Here is a 17,028-nt window from a genome sequence, read left to right on the forward strand (position 1 = left end):
AAGGCCGGCGTGCTAGGCAGGAGACCCTGCAGCACCGGGCGGGATGGCCGCGATGATGCTCATCGTCGCGCCCACGGTGCTGTTCCCGGTCCGCCATGTATGAGAATCGGCGCCGAAGACCTTGCCGATGGACCGCATCGTGCTGAGGTCCTCGATAGTGACGGCAAGGCAGGGCAGGAATTTCTCGCGCCAGCAGATCAGATAGACATCGTCGGCCAGCTCGAAGTAATCGGCCTCGTCGAATTCGCCGATACCGGCATCCGGACCATGCCAGCAGTACCAGAAATAGTATTTTGGGTTCACGTAGTAGTGGTCGTAGACGTGCGTATCACTGTACTCGTACCGAAAGAACTTTCCGAACAGCTTCTCGGTGCGCGGGAAATCCGGAAGGGACCGCCCTATTCCGCCTGAACGATAGGTCAGCGTCGGCACGCTCTGCGCGCCGGTCTTCTCGACGCGGGTGAGAAGATTCATGTCTTCGGCCGTGCGATCGGATACCGAGCCTTCGATCAGGAGGGCGGCATTGCGCGCCAGGTCCAGCCAGAGGCTGATCGATCTCATCTCGTCGTTGGCATCGATGAAGTCGACGAAATACATGCCATCGCGGACACGGAAGGCCTGATAGGGCTGCCGCTCATGCCCGCCAGCGCCCGCGGCGCTCCAGGACAGGAATTCCGCCGTGCTGAAAGCAAGGTCGAGCCTACCGCCATCATTGAGGGAAATCCCAAAGGATTTGCCGGCGAGATCGGATGTCGGGTCCGGCCTGCCGCCGGAATGGTTCTGCAGGATGTCTCCGATCTGCGGCCAATGGGCGGCGGCGGATGAAACGGCACTGGTGACCATCGGTCTTCCCCATTCTCAATGCACGGCGCCGCCTCTCGGCCGGCTCGCGCTGTCCTTTTTTCAGGCTTTAATTGCGGCCCTGGCGGCTGCGGCCATACGCTCGCGATCGCGCTCGAAAGCCTCGAAATCGAAGCTCTCCAGTTCGATCTCCTCGATAGGCGGATACGGACGAGGAATCCCGTCCCAGCCGATCTGGTCGATGCTCCAGTAGAACTCTAGCAGGTTGCCATCGGGATCGCGTCCGTAGAAGCGCGGCTGATTGCCGGGGCCACCCTTGCGCGCATTGACGATGGCGATCCCGCGTTCCTCGAAACGGCGGTACAGCGCCAGCAGATCGTCCGAGCTATTCATCTCAAAGGCAATGTGGTGCAGGCCGAAAGCATGCTGGGCGGGTGGCTCGACTGCATTCCTGAGCGTGAAGATCGAAAGGCAGTGATGCGTGGAGTCGTTTCTGACGAAAGATCCCGACAGCACCGCCACGCCGTGCCCGACCTCATCCATTCCGTAGTTGAACTGCTCGGTCAGCTGCATTCCCAGAACCTCCGTATAGAAGCTCACCGACCGCTCCATATCCCGGACAGCGATCCCCACATGTCCGAGCCGACCAACGCGCAAAGTCATTGTGCTTCCTCTCCTATATGTGTTCCGATAATCGGACGACTTGTGTTCGTTATTCGAAAACTAGATTAGCTTCAGCCTGACGTCAAGGGGGCTTGCTCGCCGAACGACCGGAGAGGCGGAAAACCCCTGAAAGCCGAGGAAAACAAGGCCTCAGAGGTCTGTCGGCCTGCTGTCAGCAGGGGTGAGGCATGTTCACGGCCAAGCTTGCGCCGCACCTTGACCGCTTCCACAAAGCTCCCTATGGTACCGAATATCGAACCATAAATGTCCGATATTCGGAATACTTTCGTCATTCCGGCAAACCACAGGGAGCGCAATGACAAAGCTCGTCACATACACATCAGGCGACCGGCCACACCTCGGCGCGGTCTATGGCGACCTGATCATCGATCTCGCCCAGGCAAATAGCGCCTTTCCCCGGGACGTGCCTTCGGGTGAGCGCTGGGCGCTGGACAGCATCGGCTTTCTGGAGGCCGGCGACGCGGCGTTGACGGCCCTGGGCCGTCTCGTCGAGACCGTGTCGGGATTGGCCGAAACGGATGCGCGCCGAAACGCGATCCTGGTTCAGGCGGCTTCCGTCAGCCTGCTGCCGCCGATCCCCTTCCCGCCCAAGATCATCTGCGTCGGCCGCAACTACGGCAAGCATGCCGAGGAGGCCGGGCGCCCCATCTCCGAAATCCCGATCATCTTCGCCCGTTTCGCCAAGACACTCGTTGCCCCCGGCGGCAAGGTGGTGGTGCCGCGTGTCTCCCATCAACTCGATTGGGAGGGCGAGCTCGCCGTCATCATCGGCAAGAGCGGCCGCTATATTTCGCGACAGGACGCGCTCGACCACGTCGCCGGCTATTCGATCTTCAACGATGTGACCGTGCGCGACTACCAGTTCCGCATCTCGCAATACACGGCGGGCAAGAACTTCGCCCATAGCGGACCGTTTGGTCCCTATCTCGCCTTGCGCGACGAGATCACCGACCCGCATGCGCTGCAGATCACCACGACGCTCAACGGTGAGGTGGTGCAGTCGGGCAATACCAGTGAAATGCTGTTCGATATCCCTGCGATCATCGAACACCTTTCCGAATTCATCGACCTGGAGCCCGGCGACGTCATCCCAATGGGAACGCCGGCCGGCGTGGGGTTCACCCGCAAGCCGCCGCGTTTTCTCACCCATGGAGATGTCATCTCCGTCGAGATCGAGGGCCTCGGCACGCTCAGCAACCCGGTCGTCGATGAAAGGACGCCGGCATGAGCAAATCGGCGCTGTTCGACAAGGGGCTGAAGATCCGCAGGGAAGTTGTCGGCGCGGACTATGTGCAGCGCGCCTTCGACAAAGCGGGCGAATTCGGCCGCGAGTTCCAGGAACTGGTCACCGAATATTGCTGGGGCGCATCCTGGGGGCGAGAGGCGCTCAGCCGGCGCGACCGCAGCCTGCTCAACATAGTTATGCTCGGCACGCTCGGCCGCAACGCCGAGCTTGCGCTGCACCTGCGTGGCGCTCTGCGTAACGGCGTCACCCCAGACGAGATCCGCGACGCCCTGTTCCAGCTCGCGATCTACGCCGGCGTTCCTGCCGGCGTGGAATCCTTCCGCATCGCGCAGGAGGTCCTGGAGAGCCCTGAAACCCAACCCGACGCACCTTCGAAAGGTCAAAAGCCATGAGCCAGATCGCCGAGAACTACAAACGCCTCGACACCGTCACACCGGATAAGCTGTTTCCGGGCCATGATGCACTGCGGCTCGACGCGTCGCAGTCGCTCGTCGGAACGACGCAGGTTCTGCATTTCGCCGACCGGCCGCCGCTCTCGATGAGCTTCAACGAGAAGACCGTGCGCTGGACGTCAGAGCCGGCCGCCAACGTCGCCTATCCGGTCGGCGAGGCGAGCTACGAAGCGATCGAAGTGCGGCAAGGGTTGCTGGCTGCGACGATCAATCATCCGCAGAGCAACTCCAACGACATGGTGGTTTTCGATCTTGCCGGCAAACGCGCGGTGATCGTTCACTCGGTGATGATGGCAGGCACCTCAACGGTGGCCGAACGCAGCCTCATCATCGAGGCCGGCATCGACGGTGAGATCGGCGAGCGCTTCGAGCCGACCAAGGAGTTGGTCGGCAAGCGCATCCACTGGACCTACGGCCCGACCCATTTCTTCGAGCATATCTATATCGAACCGGAACTCTATGTCTGGCACGGCATCATCGGGCCGGAGGCCGGAATGGGCGCGGTGGAACCGACTTCCGTGCGCAAGATCGCCGAAAAACTCTATCTGTTCACTTGGTCCGACCGCGCCACGCCTTTCAACGGCGCCCTGGTGATCGACCTCAACGCGGCACCGAAATCGGCCGGCCGGCTGGTCGGCTGGGATGCTGACACACGTCTCATCAGCCAGGTCATCGTCGGCGCCACCGGCGTCTTGGTCAACGAGACCATGTATTGACGTCGCCGTTGCCGGGAGGAAGCGCATGAGCGGACTAAGTGAAACGGCGAGGCGGTTGCCGCGTACCGAACTCCATATCGGTGGACGGTGGCGGGCGGCGGCGGATGGCGCGGTTCACCCCATCATCAATCCCGGCAACGGCCAGCCGCTCGGAGCCCTGAGCATGGCCACGTCGGTTGACGTATCCGCCGCCGTGGTCGCGGCGCGCACGCAGTTCGAGACAGGCGCGTGGTCTCGGCTGTCGGGAGCCGATCGCGGCAGATTGCTGTGGCGGCTGGCCGACCTTGTCGAGGCCAACCGCGAGAACCTCGCTTATTTGGAAGCCATCGACATCGGGCGTCCCTATTTCGAGCCGTTCATGTTTGAGATCCCACTCGCCGCCGACACCTTCCGTCATTTCGCCGGCTGGGCCGACAAGATCGGCGGCAGCACCTTCGACCTGCCTGACTTCGATGGCCGGCAACGCCATTCCTACACGCTGCGCCAGCCGATCGGTGTGGTCGGCGCGATCACGCCCTGGAATGCGCCGACGATGATCGCGTCGTGGAAGCTGGGGCCGGCGCTCGCCGCCGGCAACACCGTGGTCATCAAGCCGGCCGAGGATGCTTCGCTGAGCACCATCCGGCTGGTCGAATTGATCGAAGAGGCGGGCTTCCCGGCTGGTGTCGTCAATCTGGTGACCGGCAGCGGTGCGGTCGCCGGCGACGCGCTGGTGCGGCATCCCGGCATAGACAAGATCTCCTTCACAGGCAGCCCCGGCGTCGGCCGGCGGATCGCCGCAATCGCCTCGGAAGCCCTGAAAAAAGTCACGCTCGAACTCGGCGGCAAGTCGCCCCAGATCGTGTGCCGTGACGCCGATCTCGATCGTGTCATCCCAGGCGCGTCGATCTCGATGTTCGCCAATCAGGGGCAGACCTGCGCATCTGGGAGCCGTGTGCTTGTCCACGAGGCGATCGCCGACGAAGTGACCGAGCGACTGGTCGCGGCGGCGCAGAGCGTCGTCGTCGGCGATCCTTTCGCGCCGGACACGCAGATGGGATCACTTGTCAGCGAAAGGCAACTCGAACGGGTCGATGGGTATGTGAGGAAGGGCAAGGCCGAAGGCGCCCGCCTGCTGACCGGCGGCAGCCGCATTGACCGTCCCGGCTCTTTCTACGCGCCCACTCTGTTTGCCGGCGACAACGACCTGACCATCGCGCGCGAGGAGATATTCGGGCCGGTTGGGACCATCATCCGCTTCCGCGACAATGAAGAGGCCCTGCAGCTCGCCAATCAGACGGATTACGGCCTGACCTCGGTCGTCTGGACGCGAGACCTTGCTACCGCCAACCGGTTTGCGCGGCAGCTCAAAACGGGCTCGGTCTGGGTCAACGCCTGGGGTCCGCCGCACCCGGCCCTGCCTTGGCTTGGCGTTAAGACCAGCGGGCTTGGGTCGGAGCTCGGTTGGTCCGGCGTTCTCGCCAATACGGTCGAGAAAACGGTGTCGGTCATTTCATGAGGCGGCGCGCCACCGCCGCGAGTGAGCGCGACGAGTGGCATATTGAAGGCTTTCGAGGTTCAGACTAGTCTCGATTATCGGACGATCGTAGTCCGATAATCCATGAGTCTGTTGCAAGCGATCGCGGCTCAGCGCCGTGGCGCGACGATGGACGTGACGGACACATGATTTGCCCCGGACGATTGGAGTACCCCCCTTGGCTGAGATATCGCTGACCGGCGACCAGATGCTCACAGTCCTCGAAGCCGTCGCGAAGAAGGGTCCCGTCAGCGCGGCAGACGTCGCGCGTGGCTGCGACATCAACCGGACCGTGGCCTATCGGCTACTCGTCACGCTTGAGCAGCGGGCTTACGTCCGCCGCGGCCATGACGGCTACATGCTGGGCAGCGCGGTCAACGAGTTGGTCCGCCAGCTCGACCGCGACATTTCAGCCATAGCCCGGCCCCTGATGGGCACATTGGCAAATGCCGTTGGCGAAACTGTGGTGCTGCATTTCCTCAACAAGGACGAGGCAGTGGTGACCGAGCAAGCGCTGGGCAACAGGCATCTCGTTCGTGTGCAGCACGTTCCGGGATCGCGCCATCCGCTCCACCTTGGCGCCAGCGGTTGGGCGATGCTCGCCTTCCAGGACCAGAAAACGATTGCCCGCATCGTCAAGAAAGCCGCCGATCCCGTTGTCGCCCTGGAACGTATCGAGCAGACCCGGCGCGACGGCTACGCGATTTCGCATGACGAACTCCAGATGGGGGTGCATGGCGTCGCGGCCCCGCTGATCGAGCCGGACGGCCGCTGCAACGCCAGCCTAGGCATATTGGTGCCGAGCACCAGGGCCGACACGCTACCGGCCCTGACGCCAAAGCTTCTTGAACTAGCCGCCAATGTTACCAGCCACTTGTAGGTCCCGCAGCTACACCGTTGAACCGCGTTCAACTACTCGAACACGACCGTTCGGGCAGGCATCCTTTGACCGCTTACGGGAATTCGCAAGCACCGGTGGGAATGGCCGGCATTGGGCGCAAACCTGCCGTTCGCGTCGTGAAAGACGTACTTGCACCGGCGCTCACGAGCTGCCTAATCGATAGACCGGAATGCCGAGCTTGCGGGCCTTGTCCGCAAGGTTCTCCTGAATGCCGGTTCCTGGGAAGATGATGACGCCGATCGGCATGACCGCCAACATCTGGTCGTTGCGCCTAAAGGGAGCGGCCTTGGCATGTTTGCTCCAGTCGGGCTTGAAGGCGACCTGCGGCACCTTGCGATGATCGGCCCAGCGGGCGGCGATCTTTTCAGCGCCTTTCGGTGATCCGCCGTGCATCAACACCATGTCGGGGTGCTTGGCACGGATTTGGTCGAGCTTTGCCCAGATTAGCTCGTGATCGGCGGTATCGCCGCCGGAGAAGGCGATCTTGGAGCCAGCGGGCAACATGACGTCGGCTTCCGCGCGCCGCCTGGCCGCGAGGAAGTCGCGGCTATCGATCATTGCGGCGGTGAGATGGTGGTGGTTGATCATCGATCCCGTGCGCGGTCGCCAGGCCGAGCCGGTGTACTGATCGTAGTGGTCGGCGGCCTGGTCACGCATCAACTCGAAGGCATCGCGCCGTTCGATCATGGTCTGGCCCTGGGCGGTGAGTGTCTCGAGTTCAACCGCCTTGATCTCGCTGCCATCCTGTTCGCGCTGCAGGCGGCGCTGGGCCTGCTCATTGTCGTCCAGTTGCCGCTCGATCCGTTGTGCAGCTCGGTGGAAGACATTGGTGAGGGACCAGAGCAGGTCATCAAGGTCGGGTTCGAGGCGCGTGTCGGCCAGGGTGCCGATGAGGGCGTCAAAGATGTCGGCCACGGCTCCGGCCACGTGGTCGCCACCGGGGAGCGGTCGCGGATCGGGCTCGTCCGCAAATGGGCGCCAGCCATAGAGCTGGAGTTCGGTCAGGATGTGATCGGTCGGAGAAGCGGCGTGGTGCGGTTCAATGTCGTCGTGCTCGCTCATGGGGATGCTCCCGTCGGTTTGACCGCGGCTCTCGCGGCCTTCATGGCGACGAGAGCCCACGGGCGGGTTGGCCCGACACCCGAAGCGAAGCGGAGGGCCGGAGCGCAGCGGAGGATGGCGGCGGCCGGCTATTTTGCCTCGCGATGGAAAGGCGTCGCGACCAATCGCTGCTATGTGCGAGTAGTCGCGCGCCGCCGGAAAATAGTCGGCCGCCGCCATTGCCTGGCCGGCCAGTTCGTGGGCCCGATCGCCATCTCGAAGGCCGGGTCGCGGTTCTCTGCCGGCGGCCCTGCATCCATGCGACGCTGCCGGCACCGTGCGCCGCCGCACGCTTCCCCTCACGGCTCATGCCGCCTGTGTCAGATAGCGGATACGATCTTTGCGTATGAGCTGGTCCGCAATCGAGGCCCGGAAGGCGGCAAGTCCGAAATGGCGGAGATCTTCGTTGAAGTCCTCCGTCTCCGGCGACAGCACGATTGCCTCGATTCCGGCGTCCGTCGCGCGCTCGAGCAGGCTGTCTCGGGCACCGTCACCGGCCGGATCGTTGTCGCGGATGACATAGAGCCGCTGCAGGTTCGCCGGGAACAGGATGGCGGCAAGATGGGCTGCCGAGAGTGCTGCCGCCATCGCCATGTCGGGCAAGGCGCATCTGAGCGATAGCGTCGTCTCGATGCCTTCGCCTGCCGCCATAACGCTGCCAGGTACGCCGAAGCGGACGGCGTGACCCAGAAGGTCACCCATTGCCCGACGCGGTGTGTCGACGAGTGCCTTGCCCGTGCCGTCCGGTGTGAGCCAGGTGCGATGCGCGCCGGTCAGATGCCCATCCAGATCGGTAACGGCGGCAATCATCGCCGGCCAGGTCTCGGTCGGTCCATGATCGTCGGGCCGGTAGTAGCAGCGCGGATGGAACCGCAGCGATCCGGTGCCATACAGAGTCGTAATGGCACGTCCACGCAAGTACGTTTCCACGAGGGTGCCGATAATCGGCTTCGCCATGGCGACCAGTCGGCGAGCCGCTTCCGGAGATCCAATGGGGACCCGCGGGATCGACGCGGCCGGTCGGGGTGGCATGGCATCTGGCATAGCGAGAAACACGCGCGCCTCGTCAGCGACGTCACGGAAGTTGACCAGTCCGAGGGATTCGCGGATGACATCGAGCAGGTCGCCATGCTCGCCGGTAGCGGCGTCGGTCCATTTGCCTGGCGGTCCCTTCGGGGATGGCTGCAGGCGCACGAACATCGAGCGGCCCGGCGCATTGCGGACGTCGCCGACGGTCCAATAGTTGCCCTGGCGACGGCCATTGGAGAGGTAGTGGCGGCACACCGCTTCGGCATATTCGCCGAGGCGGTTTGCGAGGTTGGATGCAGCGTGACGCGGAATCATGCAGCCTCCCGCTCGATGACCCGCTCGATTGGGAAGCGGTCGAGCACGCGCTCCAGCACGGCGAGCCCGTTGACGTCTATCGGCACGAACATCCTGAGCTTCCACGAAATGATCTCGTGGAAGAGACCGTAGGCTGTGAGGCGTTCGCGCATCATGTCGGTGAAGCCGGACAATTCGATGCGCCATGCGCCCATGACGCGGCTGCGGCGAAGCTGGAGATCCTCGGCAAGATCGAGGATGGTCGAGCCGTCCATCAGAGCCGCAAACGCCTGCGCGGGCGATAGCGATGCCACGCCCGTCGGCATGGCGTTGGCGGCCCAAGCCGGGGAGACGCGGCGGCCGATGATGCGCTCGCCCTCGTCGGTCTGGAGCCGATAGACTCGAGTCGACTCGGTTGGCAGACGCTTCCATATCGGCAACAACAGGCCCGTCACCATGTGCAGCACGGCATCGGCGAACTCGGGAACCTCGGCGACCTCCGCAGTCCATGCTGCGGCGAAAGCTTCACGGTCGGCCTCGATCCAGCGGGTCTCGCCCATAGCCTTGAGCGGCATGTTCTGGCCTTCCATCGGCCTGATCAGACGGACGCGCCGCTCGATCTCGCCGTCGTCCAGCATGACGCTGGTGGTCGGGATTTGCACCGCCGCGCGGCCCGACTGCGCGTTGACGAGCAGCATGGCGCGCGGGTCGCCGAGATGATGGAGCGCCGCATCGAGCGTGATCGGCCCATTGCGCTTGCGTTCGGTGATCGTCAGCAGGCGGGTTTCGGCCCCGGTGCGCGGATGGGTGTAGATGACCTGCCGATCGGTGACGACAAAGCTCTCGGCCCGCAGGGTCTCTAGGCTGGCATCATAGGTGCCGGAGGCGATGGCGCCCTCGATCCGCGCAGCGAGCAACTGTTCGAAGGCGCCGAACAGCACGCCCTGCAAATCGATGGTGAGCGCCAGCAAGCGGTTGAGGAAGGTGGTGATCGGCGGCAGCTCGTACTTGATGCCGTTCGCATCCATAAGCTTGAGGCCCGTTGCCGCCTCGAAGCGCTCGAGGGAGCAGCCCTCGACCTTGCCACGCACGATCAGGAGATAGAGCTGCCGCAAGGCATCGCGGGCATAGTGGCTTTCAAGGTTGTCCTCGGGCCGGAACAGGCCCTGGCCGCCCGTCTGCCGCTGACCCCGAGTGATCGCGCCGAGCGTGTCGAGGCGGCGCGCGATCGTCGAGAGGAAGCGCTTCTCGGCCTTCACATTGGTCGAGATTGGCCGGAAGAGCGGCGGTTGCGCCTGATTGGTGCGATGCGTGCGGCCCAGGCCCTGGATCGCGGTATCCGCCTTCCAGCCGGCCTCGAGCAGGTAGTGGACGCGCAGGCGCCTGTTCCGGGCCGAGAGTTCGGCATGGTAGGAACGACCCGTCCCGCCGGCGTCGGAAAACACCAGAACGCGCTTCTGATCGTCCATGAAGGACTGCGCCTCGGCCAGATTTGCCGACGCTGCTCGGTTCTCGACGACCAAGCGGTCGCCCTTGCGCACGATGCGGCGCGAGCGGCCAGTGACCTCGGCCACGAGGTCCGCGCGGAAATGTTGCACGATCTGGTCGAGCGCGCCGGGCACGGGCGGTAGACTGGCGAGTTTGGCAATCAGCTCGTCGCGCCGAGCGACCGCCTCGCGGCTCTCGACGGGCTGGCCATCGCGGTAGACCGGGCGCGACGACAGATTGCCTTCGGAGTCGGTGAAGGGCTCATAGAGCTGCACCGGGAAGGAATGGGCGAGATAGTCGAGGACGTATTCGCGCGGCGTGATGTCGACTCGGACGTCGTTCCATTCCTCAGTCGGCAGCTCGGCCAGCCGCCGTTCCATGAGCGCCTCGCCCGTCGAGACGATCTGGACAACGGCCGCATGGCCCTCCTCCAGATCGCGGGTGATGGAGCGGATCAGGGTCGGCGTCTTCATGCTGGTCAACAAATGACCGAAGAAGCGCTGCTTGGCGCTTTCAAAAGCGCTGCGCGCGGCCGACTTGGCCTGGGCATTGAGCGTGCCGGTGCTGCCAGTGATGTTGGCCGCCTGCATCGCCGCATCGAGATTGTTGTGGATGACGCCGAAGGCCCCAGCGTACGCGTCATAGATGCGGACCTGTTCGGGCGTCAGCTCATGCTCGAGCAGTTCGTATTCGACGCCATTGAAAGAGAGCGAGCGGGCCGTATAGAGGCCGAGTGCCCTGAGGTCGCGTGCCAGCACTTCCATCGCCGCCACGCCGCCGGCCTCGATCGCCTCGACGAACTCGGCGCGGGTCGAGAATGGAAAATGCTCGCCGCCCCAGAGGCCGAGCCGCTGGGCATAGGCGAGATTGTGCACGGTGGTGGCGCCAGTCGCCGACACATAGACGATGCGGGCATTCGGCAGGGCGTGCTGCAGCCGCAGGCCGGCACGGCCCTGCTGGGAGGGAGCGGCGTCGCCGCGTTCGCCCTTGCCGCCACCGGCGTTTTGCATGGCGTGCGCCTCGTCGAAAATGATGACCCCATCGAAATCCGGACCCAACCATTCGACGATTTGTTTGACCCGCGAAACCTTCTCGCCGCGATCGTCTGAGCGTAGCGTGGCATAGGTGGTGAATAGGATGCCTTCCGCCAGCGTGACCGGCCTGCCTTGCGGGAAGCGGGAGAGCGGGGTGACCAGCAAGCGCTCCATGCCGAGCGCCGACCAGTCGCGCTGCGCATCCTCGATCAGCTTGTCGGACTTGGAGATCCAGACCGCCTTACGACGGCCCTGCATCCAATTGTCGAGGATTACGGCGGCGGATTCGCGGCCCTTGCCTACCCCCGTACCGTCGCCGATCATGAAGCCTTGCCGGAAGCGCACGGCACCCGCGGTGTCATGGGCCGCGGCGCTAACCACGTCAAAGGTATCGTCGAACGTCCAGGCGTCGGCGAGATACTCGGCATGAGCCTCGCCGGCATAGATGACGGTCTCGAGCTGCGCGTACGAGAGCAGGTCAAGGACGTTCTTCGGCAGGCGCGGCCGGTAGCTCGGCTTGGGTGGCGCCACCGAGGCCATGGCCGCCGATTGAACGAGCTGGGTGGGGTGAGCCCGAGAGCCAGGGATGCGGATCGCCTGCAGCCCGTAGGCCTCATAGATGGCGTCGCTGATCTGACCCCCCTCGGCCGCCTGCCAGTCGACAGCCTCATAAGCGAGGTCGATGGCTTCCGGTTCGGCGATCGACATGCGTAGCGTGGTTCTCGCCGAGCGTTTGAGATAGCCGTGCACGGTGCGGGGAGCGGCGACCGCCGATGCCGCGCTCGAAACGGCGGCCATCACGACCGGCGGCCGCGCGGGAAGGCGCTCCTCAATCCACGTGAGGAGCGTTCCCGCATCCGGAGCGATGCCGGGAGCATCCGGGAAAACGGTGGGATCGTTCGCCGGCAGCTTGTCGATGACGGTGAGGCGTGTCGGAAAGGTCGTGCCATGCTTGGCGTAGGCCGAGCCGTCGATGGCGGCGGAGAAGACGACGCGGCCACGTTCCTGCAGGCGAGTGAAGGCCGGGGTCCAGGCCGGACTGTCGGCCGCGAAGCTCGCACCGGTGATCGTCACCAGCCGCCCGCCGGGCGCAAGGCGCGACAGCGCCGAGGCGATGTGCCGCCAGGCCGCGTCGGCCATGCGGCCCTCGACATTAGCCATGACCGAAAAGGGCGGGTTCATCAGCACCACGCTCGGCACGGCGCCGGGATCGAGATGGTCGTCGATCTGGGCGGCGTCGAAGCGGCTGGCGGAGACGCCCGGAAAGAGACACGAGAGAAGTGCCGCGCGCGTCTCGGCAAGCTCGTTGAGGATGAGCGAGGCGCCGGCTATCTCGGCCAGGATGGCGAGCAGCCCGGTGCCGGCGGAAGGCTCCAGCACACGGTCGCCGGGCGTGATGGCGGCGGCCGTTGCGGCGACCAGGCCGAGCGGAATCGGCGTCGAGAACTGCTGGAAGGTCTGTGCTTCTTCGGACCGGCGCGTATGCGTCGGCATGAGCCCTGCGATCTTCGACAAAGCGGACAGCCGTGAAGCCGGAGATTCGGCTTTGCGGAAGAGCGCCTTTCCGTACTTGCGGAGGAAAAGGACCGTCGCGGCCTCGCAGGCATCGTAGGCCTGCTTCCAGTCCCAGGCGCCGGCGGCGTCGGAGGCGCCGAATGCGGCTTCCATCGCCGAGCGCAGCTTTGGCGCGTCGATGCAGTCGCCGCGCTCGATATGGGGAAGCAGCAGGCCGGCGGCGGCGAAGATAGCGCCGGCTGCACCGGTTTGGGGGAGCGGGAGCGGCGCGACTGCGGGAACCGTCGCAGCGGGCGAGATCATGTACATGGTGTGAACCTCGGGAGAGCGGGGACAGGATCGACCCGTGCGGCGCTCTCCCTGGACCGCGCGGATTCAAACCCATCCCGGCTCGCCTCTCCCTCTCGGACCGCGCCGAAGCCAACATGAAACAAGCGCCCGGCCGTGAGGTGGAGCGCTTGCCGGTATCAACCGATCTCGATCATGTTCCGCCGTCAGGCTCCGACTTCTGTAGGAAACCATTGGCGCTGTCGGGATCGGGCGGCAGGTAGGCATCATAGGGATTGCCCTCGGCAAGATGATCGAACGGCGTGAACTCATAGTGAAGAAGAAAGGGCCGAGCTACCCGCGCCACTCCGCCAACGGTGCTATTCGGCGGCTGCCGCTTGTGCGGCAGTGTCATCGGCGGCCGAGCCGTCCTCGTCATCACCGGCCAGGAATTCGGGGAGGTCAGCTTCCTCGCTCGCATTCGGCTGGGCGGCGTCATTGCCGCTAGGGCGGAGCGGTTCGGGTAGCCAGCCACTATCGGCCAGGAGGCGCTCGGCCTCTTTGGCCATGTCGGCCTTCTTGAGATGGTCGATAAGCTGGGCGGCCTGGTCGCCGGCGCCTTCGCGCACGGCTTCGAGAATGCGGGACTTGGTGACGCGACCGAGATAGTTATCCACCGTCGGCCGCCAGCCGGCATCTACCATGTCAAGCCCGGTGGCACGGGACAACCGATCGGCTTCACGCAGGCGCTGATCGAGTCCATGCTGGGAAACGCCGCTGCCGTAGGGATTGGGTCGTTCGAACAGGGCGTTGATCCCATAGCTGACGCAATGCGCCAGCAGCGTCTGCCGGCTTGCTTCATCGAGTCCGTCGAGCCACGCCCATAGGGTTTCGTCGTCATCCAGTGGAATGACGCTCTTCCATGCCTCATGGCGCTCATCGACGGCCTTGGCCGCAGGGCTGTCCTTGAGACCGACGTCCTGCCACGGCAAGTGGACATGTCGGACGGAGGCCTCGACGCAGCCGATGGCGGAACGCTGACCGAAGGTGTCGAGGACGAGCCTGTGCAAGAGCCCCGTGATGGCCACATGCTGGTTCTCGGCCACTGCATTGCGCAGCGCCAACGTGCGATGGGCAGTAAGTTCGATGACCAGGCGCTCGGGTAGCGGCTTGATGGTGTCGCCGTCATCCTCCTCAGCCTCAGACGCCTGCGCGCCGATGGTGATAATGGCGCGGGCCGAAGGATTGTGTCTGCTGTCTTCGTTCTCGGCGGCGCAACCTGGCTCGGCAGAGTCGCCGTCGATCGCCTGCATCGCTTCGTCCTCGGGGCGCACATGGCCCCGATCGACGACGAGATCGCCGTCACGGTCGATGCTGATGAAGGCACCGGCGCGGCCGATATCGGCGGGATCGTAGTTCATCGGGCGGTTCTCGAATGCCTCCAGCACAGACTCGATCTCGCCGAGACGTTGATCGACCGCGTCGGGTAGTTCGTCGGATTCGCCATACTCGGTTTCCAGCCGATCGTACTCCGCCCGCAGGGCTTCGCGCTCCGCCCGCTCCGCGTCGGTCAGATCGGCGGGGGTGCCGGCCAGTGCCCGCAGACCGCGATTATGGCCATAAGGCAGATCGACATCGACCACGATCCACTTCCAGCCCTCCGCCGCGATCTCGTCGGCGATCGACTTCAGCTTGTCGCGGACCAAGCGGTCGAGCAGAGCGGGGTCCTGCAGCCAGCCACCATTGTCGGCCTCGAACAGGTCGCGCAGCACCATGCCGCCGGCAGCGACATACGCGTCGACACCGACGAAAAGCGCACGACGGTCGCTTGCCCGCACCGTGGTCTCCGTCAAAAGGCGCCGGATCTGCTGCGGCTCCTTCGACCAGGAGTTTTCCAGCGCCTCCCAGACCTGCTCCTGACGCGTGTGATCGTCGGTCACGGTGAAGGCCATGAGCTGCTCGAGCTTCATGCGATCCTGCTCGTAAATCTCCTGCAGCTTGGCCGAAACCCTGGCCAGCCTGAGGCGCTGCTGCACGAATGTTGCGGAGACGAAGAAGCGTGCGGCAATCTCCTCATGGCTCGCGCCCTGGTCGTGCAGGGTCTGGAAGGCCCGAAACATGTCGAGCGGGTGGAGGTCTTCGCGCTGAAAATTCTCGGCCAGCGAGTCCTCCTCGATCGGGACCGCGCTGTGGGCGTCGCTGACGACGCAGGGAACTGGCTCGGTCTTGATCATGCGCTTCTGCTTGACCAGCAGTTCCAGCGCGCGATAGCGGCGCCCGCCAGCCGGCACCTCGAACATGCCGGTCTCGTTACCCTCGCCGTCCAATACTGGCCGGACGTTGAGGCTCTGGAGCAGGCCGCGCCGTGCGATCGACGCGGCGAGGTCCTCTATGGTTTCCCCGCGCTTGATGCGCCGGACATTGGACTGGCTCAGCATCAGCTTGTTGAAGGGGATGTCACGTGAAGCGTTGAGGGTGATCTTCTGCTTGGGCGTAGCCATGGGATTATCTCCGCAACGGGGCGACCGAGACTCTCTCGACCTCCAAACCCGTCAAAAAAGGCGGGCGCAGCCCTCTCACTCTGAGGACTGCGCCGCACCGAAGATCCAGAGGTGGGACAGCGCCGCAGACACGACTTTGGCAATCTGCGGCTTGCGGATTACAAGCTGAGACCTCACTCGCCGTCTCGGCCGGATTGGCCGCCATGGTCGAGTTGCGTTCGGCGTCGCGATGGTTTCCGCCCCGGCGGACGGCCTCTGCCCAGACGGAAATCGGCAGGTCGGTGCCAAAGAGCATGTCCCGCTCGATGCCGATGCCGAAAGGCAGCCGGATCGACGTCATCTCGAGCGCGGTTGCGCGCCAAATTCCTTCGCCGAGTTGATTTGAAGGAGCTTCACCACCGGTACGCGTTCGGCGTCGCGATCGCGGCTATTGGCGAGCAGGCACGCGCAGTTCCTCGGTGAGAACGATCATGCCGCCCTCTTCTCGATTTCGACCTCATCGACGTTGGCGGGCCCTGCCCTGGTTCCGTTGTCAGGTTGCGGAAGGAAGGCGAGCAACCAGTCGGCTGCCCTGCTGGCCTGGGAGGCGGCACGCACGATGGCGCGGTTGTCTTCGCGCAGGACATCGAGCCAGGAGGCCAGGTAATCGGCGTGGCGCATGGTCGGCACAATACCTAGCGAGGCGCAGCAGAAGGCTGCGTTCATTTCGGCGACCAGTTCCTCGAAAGCATATCGCTTTGTGCCGAACGCGCCGCCGAGGTCACGGCCGACGCGGGAGGCATGGCCGGTCGCATGGCCAAGCTCGTGCAGGGCGGTGCGGTGCCAGTCGATGGTCTCGAAATACGCCTGCGGAGGCGGCACCTGCACGTAGTCATGCGCCGGCACATAATAGGCGCTATTGCCGCCGATGCGGAAATCGATCCCTGTCGCCTTGATCAGTGCCTCGACGGCCGGTTCGATCAGTCCGGGCTCTGGTGCGGGCGGAAACACCGCCAGGTCGTCGGGCAGATTTTCGCATTGCGCAACGTTGAACACGGTGAAGCGCTTCAGAAACGGTATCGCCTGGGCTGCCTCGCCGGTCTCCCGCGCGCGTTTCTTCTCGTCGTCAGGGATGAAGCGGTCAGAATAGACGACGGTGGTCCCGTGTTCGCCCTTGCGGACATGGCCGCCCAGCGATAGCGCCTGGCGGAAAGTCAGCCAGCCCTGGACGGGAAAGCCATGCTCAACGACCGCACCCCACAGGATCAGCACGTTGATCCCCGAATAGGCGCGGCCAGAGGCGGCATTGGCCGGCATGGCGAGGGGTGCTTGTGCCGCCGCCGTGCCCCAGGGCTGCACCCAGGGAAAGCGCCCAGCTTCCAGCTCGGCGATGATCTTGTTGGTGATATCATCATAGAGGCTTGTCCGGTTGGCGCCGGCGCGAGCGTAATGTCTGGACATCGCGTTTCTCCGCGACGGGCGCCGGAGGCCTCTCCTCCAGCCC

13 protein-coding genes and 1 pseudogene are annotated in these 17,028 nt (G+C 64.4%); 5 read left to right on the top strand and 9 right to left on the bottom strand.

Annotated elements, in window-relative coordinates; all coding sequences use genetic code 11:
- Positions 1–12: 12 nt before the first annotated feature.
- Together X727_RS163520 and X727_RS163515 are read right to left on the bottom strand one after the other, a co-directional pair.
- A complete protein-coding gene (locus tag X727_RS163520; protein ID WP_023833411.1) occupies positions 13–843 on the bottom strand; it encodes a MoaF C-terminal domain-containing protein in 831 nt (276 codons plus the stop codon).
- 60 nt (positions 844–903) lie between these two features.
- Positions 904–1,464, bottom strand: coding sequence for a VOC family protein (locus X727_RS163515; RefSeq protein WP_031203787.1), 561 nt, complete (start codon positions 1,462–1,464; stop codon positions 904–906).
- Between the two features lie 316 nt (positions 1,465–1,780).
- Here X727_RS163515 and X727_RS0133040 point away from each other — a divergent pair, with 316 nt between their 5' ends.
- The 5 genes from X727_RS0133040 to X727_RS163495 all read left to right on the top strand — a co-directional run bounded on the left by X727_RS0133040 (position 1,781) and on the right by X727_RS163495 (position 6,295).
- Positions 1,781–2,713 carry a fumarylacetoacetate hydrolase family protein gene (locus tag X727_RS0133040; protein ID WP_031203788.1) on the top strand — a complete coding sequence of 311 codons (933 nt, stop codon included), beginning with the start codon at positions 1,781–1,783 and terminating at the stop codon, positions 2,711–2,713.
- The gene (locus tag X727_RS163510) at positions 2,710–3,123 is read left to right on the top strand and encodes a carboxymuconolactone decarboxylase family protein (protein ID WP_023833414.1); all 414 of its coding nucleotides are present in this window, start codon (positions 2,710–2,712) and stop codon (positions 3,121–3,123) included. The genes X727_RS0133040 and X727_RS163510 overlap by 4 nt, the downstream gene beginning before the upstream one ends.
- The gene (locus tag X727_RS163505; protein WP_023833415.1) at positions 3,120–3,899 is read left to right on the top strand and encodes a MoaF C-terminal domain-containing protein; all 780 of its coding nucleotides are present in this window, start codon (positions 3,120–3,122) and stop codon (positions 3,897–3,899) included. Before X727_RS163510 ends, X727_RS163505 begins: the two co-directional genes overlap by 4 nt.
- 25 nt (positions 3,900–3,924) lie before the next feature.
- Positions 3,925–5,397, top strand: coding sequence for an aldehyde dehydrogenase family protein (locus tag X727_RS163500; RefSeq protein WP_023833416.1), 1,473 nt, complete (start codon positions 3,925–3,927; stop codon positions 5,395–5,397).
- A gap of 196 nt (positions 5,398–5,593) precedes the next feature.
- Entirely contained in the window at positions 5,594–6,295 is a 702-nt protein-coding gene (locus X727_RS163495; protein ID WP_023833417.1) for an IclR family transcriptional regulator, read from the top strand.
- A 162-nt stretch (positions 6,296–6,457) separates the two neighbouring features.
- Here the strand turns inward: X727_RS163495 and X727_RS163490 are convergent, their stop codons facing one another.
- From X727_RS163490 to X727_RS163470, 7 genes and pseudogenes are all read right to left on the bottom strand, one after another.
- Positions 6,458–7,378, bottom strand: coding sequence for a DUF2493 domain-containing protein (locus X727_RS163490; protein ID WP_023833418.1), 921 nt, complete (start codon positions 7,376–7,378; stop codon positions 6,458–6,460).
- A gap of 345 nt (positions 7,379–7,723) precedes the next feature.
- Complete coding sequence (locus X727_RS163485; protein WP_031203790.1) at positions 7,724–8,761, bottom strand: toprim domain-containing protein; 1,038 nt, start codon at positions 8,759–8,761, stop codon at positions 7,724–7,726.
- Complete coding sequence (locus X727_RS163480; protein WP_023833420.1) at positions 8,758–13,086, bottom strand: strawberry notch family protein; 4,329 nt, start codon at positions 13,084–13,086, stop codon at positions 8,758–8,760. Before X727_RS163480 ends, X727_RS163485 begins: the two co-directional genes overlap by 4 nt.
- A 172-nt stretch (positions 13,087–13,258) precedes the next feature.
- Positions 13,259–13,459 (bottom strand): DUF6117 family protein, encoded by a 201-nt coding sequence (locus X727_RS1000000169755; protein WP_023833421.1) that lies wholly within the window; start codon positions 13,457–13,459, stop codon positions 13,259–13,261.
- Complete coding sequence (locus X727_RS163475; RefSeq protein WP_023833422.1) at positions 13,425–15,545, bottom strand: ParB/RepB/Spo0J family partition protein; 2,121 nt, start codon at positions 15,543–15,545, stop codon at positions 13,425–13,427. Before X727_RS163475 ends, X727_RS1000000169755 begins: the two co-directional genes overlap by 35 nt.
- Positions 15,546–15,759: 214 nt before the next feature.
- A pseudogene (locus X727_RS1000000168750) lies at positions 15,760–16,017 on the bottom strand (DUF2958 domain-containing protein); the annotation flags it as partial.
- A complete protein-coding gene (locus tag X727_RS163470) occupies positions 16,014–16,985 on the bottom strand; it encodes a zincin-like metallopeptidase domain-containing protein (protein WP_023833423.1) in 972 nt (323 codons plus the stop codon). The pseudogene X727_RS1000000168750 and the gene X727_RS163470, both read right to left, overlap by 4 nt.
- Between the last annotated feature and the right edge of the window lie 43 nt (positions 16,986–17,028).

It is taken from the genome of Mesorhizobium sp. L103C105A0 (assembly GCF_000502215.1).
GTDB lineage: Bacteria > Pseudomonadota > Alphaproteobacteria > Rhizobiales > Rhizobiaceae > Mesorhizobium.

Coding starts and splice junctions, on each gene's coding strand:
- X727_RS163480 (WP_023833420.1), bottom strand. CDS start 13,086: ATGTACATGATCTCGCCCGCTGCGACGGTTCCCGCAGTCGCGCCGCTC.
- X727_RS1000000169755 (WP_023833421.1), bottom strand. CDS start 13,459: ATGACACTGCCGCACAAGCGGCAGCCGCCGAATAGCACCGTTGGCGGA.
- X727_RS163470 (WP_023833423.1), bottom strand. CDS start 16,985: ATGTCCAGACATTACGCTCGCGCCGGCGCCAACCGGACAAGCCTCTAT.
- X727_RS163490 (WP_023833418.1), bottom strand. CDS start 7,378: ATGAGCGAGCACGACGACATTGAACCGCACCACGCCGCTTCTCCGACC.
- X727_RS163500 (WP_023833416.1), top strand. CDS start 3,925: ATGAGCGGACTAAGTGAAACGGCGAGGCGGTTGCCGCGTACCGAACTC.
- X727_RS163505 (WP_023833415.1), top strand. CDS start 3,120: ATGAGCCAGATCGCCGAGAACTACAAACGCCTCGACACCGTCACACCG.
- X727_RS163510 (WP_023833414.1), top strand. CDS start 2,710: ATGAGCAAATCGGCGCTGTTCGACAAGGGGCTGAAGATCCGCAGGGAA.
- X727_RS163515 (WP_031203787.1), bottom strand. CDS start 1,464: ATGACTTTGCGCGTTGGTCGGCTCGGACATGTGGGGATCGCTGTCCGG.
- X727_RS0133040 (WP_031203788.1), top strand. CDS start 1,781: ATGACAAAGCTCGTCACATACACATCAGGCGACCGGCCACACCTCGGC.
- X727_RS163485 (WP_031203790.1), bottom strand. CDS start 8,761: ATGATTCCGCGTCACGCTGCATCCAACCTCGCAAACCGCCTCGGCGAA.
- X727_RS163520 (WP_023833411.1), bottom strand. CDS start 843: ATGGTCACCAGTGCCGTTTCATCCGCCGCCGCCCATTGGCCGCAGATC.
- X727_RS163475 (WP_023833422.1), bottom strand. CDS start 15,545: ATGGCTACGCCCAAGCAGAAGATCACCCTCAACGCTTCACGTGACATC.